Source organism: Streptomyces sp. NPDC054840, assembly GCF_053611065.1.
Window position 1 is genome coordinate 1 of record NZ_JBSGZP010000751.1, and the last position, 3,323, is coordinate 3,323.

Below are 3,323 nucleotides of genomic sequence, written 5' to 3' on the forward strand. Positions count from 1 at the left end.
GTGCCGGAGTACCGCTCAGCGACCGCCGGGCGGTGCGCTCGCAGAAGCTGGTCGCGGCCGCCGCCGTGCTGGACGGCCGGGCCACCGCATCGGCGCGCGACCTGTGGGTGCTGCCGCTGATCGCCCCGACCGCCGACACCCAGGCGCTGGCCCGCGACGTCCTTGCCGACCTGGTCGAGAAGGCCGCCAACCGCAGCCTCGTCCACGCCGCCGAAGAGCTGTCCCGCAGCACCACCGCGCGCGCCGAGCGACTGGCCCGCACCGGCACGGCCCTGCTCGCGGAGCACCGGACCCTCCCCGACGGACGTGACTCGCGCCTGCGACTGGAGGCGGCGCTGCGTGAGATCGACGCGGGCTTCGAGCCGGCCGACCTGCCGACCGCGCTGGCCGGGATACGGGCCGAGCTGGTCGCGGCGGTCCTCCCCTCGTGACCGCCGCCCCGCCTTCTCCGCCCGCCCCTCCGCCGCCCGTTCCGCTCCGGTGGGAGCGCCGTGAGCCCCCGCTCCCGACCGTCGCCGTCCTCGCCGTGGGCGACGCGGTGCCCGGTCTGGCCGCAGCGGCCCTGGAGCGCATCCGCGACGGCGCCCGCCTCGGTGTGCTCGCCGACGACGGCCCGAGCCTGCCGGCCGCCGACCGCGTGCTGCTCGTCCTCGGCGCGGAGGCGGACCTGCCGTGGGCCGACGGCGTCCGCTACCTGGGCCGCGACGCCGGCCTGCTGGTCCCCACCACCGCCCGCCCCGTGCCGGCCGCCGCGCTCTGGCGCCGTGCCGTCGGCGCGGCCGAGGGCCGGCTCTGCGTCCTCGTCCCGGGCCGCGCGCTGGTCGCCGACCCGCCCGCGCCGGTCACCTCCCCGGACGCGCTGGACGCCTTGATCCGGCCGGAGGGCCCCGGCCCGCACGGTGCCGGGGGCGGCGCCCGATGACCACCACCCGCCTGCCCGCCGCCCTCGCCCCGTGGGCCGCCACCCTCTCGGCCATCACCCCCGAACTCGCCGTCGCCTTCGGCCCGCTGCTGCGTCGCCTGGACGTCCTGGTCGGCGAGCGCGAGCCCGTCGCCGATGTCCTCGGCGACCCCGACGGCCTCGGCGGCATCGCCCGCTCCGGCAGGCCGGACCAGCTGCTGGCGTCCGAATGGCTGCTCGCCGACGAGTACCCGGACGAGTTCTTGCGCCGCGTCGTCGACGGCGAACTCCTTCACCTCGCACCCGAGTTCCGCACCCACGCGATCCGCGGCAGGATCGCCGCCCTGGTCGACACCGGCCCCACCCAGGCCGGCGCGGGCCGGTTGGTCCAGCTCGCCGCGCTCCTCGTCCTGCACCGGCGGGCGGCCGCGCGCGGTACCGAACTGGTCGTCGTCGTCCTCGGCGACCCGGCCGGACGCCGGCTCACCGGCGACCTCGCCGAGCTGTTGCCGGCCTGGCTGGCCGCGCGCCGGCCGGCCGACCCGACGCCCGGGGACGTACAGCACGCCCTGGCCGGCCTGGACGACGCCGACCAGGCCTGGCTGCTGACCTCGCCGCGCCTCGCCGACCGGCTCCCCGCGCGTACCGGAGTCCTGACGAGCGAGCCCACCCGCTGGTCTGCCGACGGCGCCGGCCACGTCGTCGTCCGGCTCGACGGAGCGACGGCCGAACTCCCCCTGCCCGCGGGTGCGATCGCCGTACGGGCACTGCGCGGGGCGGAGTTCCGCCGGGCCGAACCCGTCACCGTCGGACAGCCGGCCGGCGACACCGGGGGAGCGACCGGCTGGGCGCTGCCCGCCTTCACCACCGACGCACGCACCCTGCTCGCCCGGGGCCGGCGGGCCACCACCCTGCTCGCCGCCAACCTGCCGAACGCCGATGCCCGCATGACCACCACCGTCCGGGCGCGCCGCCACGACCTGCCCGGGCCGGTGCTCGCCGCCGGACGGACCGGCCGGCGCCTGCTCGCCCTGTACGTCCAGGGCGGCGAGCTCGTTCCGTACGTCAGTGGCCGGCCGCTCGGCGAGCGCGGCGGGTACACCGCCGAACTCGCCGCCTTCGGGGCCGGCCGCGACGATGCCGTGCCGGAGGAACTCTTCGCCCGCCCGGTCCTGCCGCTGCTGCGCGCAGGTGCCGACCTGCTGCTGCCGCTGGCCGGCCGCTGGTGGCGGATCGGGCCGGACGGCAGCGTCGCCGAGGATGGCGCGCTCGGCCGGGGCGCGCACGACCGGCCGCACTTCAACCGCTTCCGCGAGGCGCGGCTGCTCGACAGCCGACCGCTGCACGAGGCGGCCCGCGACGCCCGCCACTTCCTGCACGGCGGCGGCTCCCAGGCCTGGTCGCAGGACGGCCGGACCTGGCAGGTGCGGACCGGGTCGGGGGACGAGAGCCGCATCTCCTTCCGCGAGAACGCCGACGTGATCGGCCTCGTCCACGACGAGGGGACGCCCACGCTGATCACCGTCAGCCGCAGCGGCCTCATCGTGCGCGGTGTGCGCCCCGACGGTGTGCGGACCCTGACCCGCTTCTCCGGCGGCTCCGGGCCGCCGGCCGTGCACCCGTCCCTGCCGCTGATCGCCGCCGAGACCCGGCCGGGCCGGATCGTGGTCGGCGACGCCAACACCGGCAGGATCCACTTCTTGATCGGGGACACCGAGTGAGCGCCACCCAGGGCGAGGCGTTCCGCGCCACCGTCACGGCCACCGGGTTCGTCATCGACGCGCCCGTGATCGGCCCGGCCGAGGCAGCCGAGCGAGTCCTGGCCTCCTGGCAGGACGGTGCCGGTCTGCGGGAACTGCCCGACGGAAAATGGCTGTTCATGCTGGCCGAACCTGTGGAGATCCGTTCCGACCGGGCTCCTGGGCTGCCCGTCGTGCGGACGGACGGCGGCGCACCGGCCACCGTCGGAGCCGACGCCACCGCAGCGGCCGCCGGACACCTCGCGGTGGGCGCAGGCGGAGTGACGGTCATTCACCGGATCGCAGGCCTGCCGGAGCTGGACCCGGCCGGGTGGCTCGACCTGTCCGGGCTCACGCTCCACCGCCCGCGACCGGTCGGCGCCGCCGAGCCCGAGGCCGAACCCGTCGTGGAGTCCCTGCCGCGGCAACCCAGGCCTGACCTGCGCGCGGCCGCCGGCATCGCGCCCCGGACGGAGCGGGCCCGGCGGCTCACCGAGGACGCCCCGGCCGGTGCCCGTCGCCGGGGGGCGCCGTTCGCGGGGCGTCCGCATCGGCGTCCGTCTTCCGTGACCGGCCCGTTCGCGCCGGCCGTCGTCGTCCTCCTCGTGGTGCTGCCCCTCCTCGTCGTCGTCGCGTCGCAGGGCGGCACCTTCCACGCCGGCGTGCTGCTGCTCGCGTTCACC

At 77.6% G+C, this 3,323-nt stretch carries 3 protein-coding genes and 1 pseudogene; all 4 read left to right on the forward strand.

The window, feature by feature from the left end:
- A pseudogene (locus tag ACWGIU_RS33400) lies at positions 1 to 431 on the forward strand (AAA family ATPase); the annotation flags it as partial.
- On the forward strand, positions 428 to 922 hold the full coding sequence (locus ACWGIU_RS33405) for a bpX5 domain-containing protein (protein ID WP_453711855.1): 495 nt from the start codon (positions 428 to 430) through the stop codon (positions 920 to 922). The pseudogene ACWGIU_RS33400 and the gene ACWGIU_RS33405, both read left to right, overlap by 4 nt.
- On the forward strand, positions 919 to 2,622 hold the full coding sequence (locus tag ACWGIU_RS33410) for a hypothetical protein (protein WP_453711856.1): 1,704 nt from the start codon (positions 919 to 921) through the stop codon (positions 2,620 to 2,622). Before ACWGIU_RS33405 ends, ACWGIU_RS33410 begins: the two co-directional genes overlap by 4 nt.
- Positions 2,619 to 3,323 (forward strand): bpX6 domain-containing protein (locus ACWGIU_RS33415; RefSeq protein WP_453711857.1); only part of this gene is annotated, 705 nt, incomplete at its 3' end. The genes ACWGIU_RS33410 and ACWGIU_RS33415, both read left to right, overlap by 4 nt.

What these genes read in the sequence shown, in the direction of transcription:
- ACWGIU_RS33410 (WP_453711856.1), top strand. Translation starts at nt 919, where the DNA reads ATGACCACCACCCGCCTGCCCGCCGCCCTCGCCCCGTGGGCCGCCACC.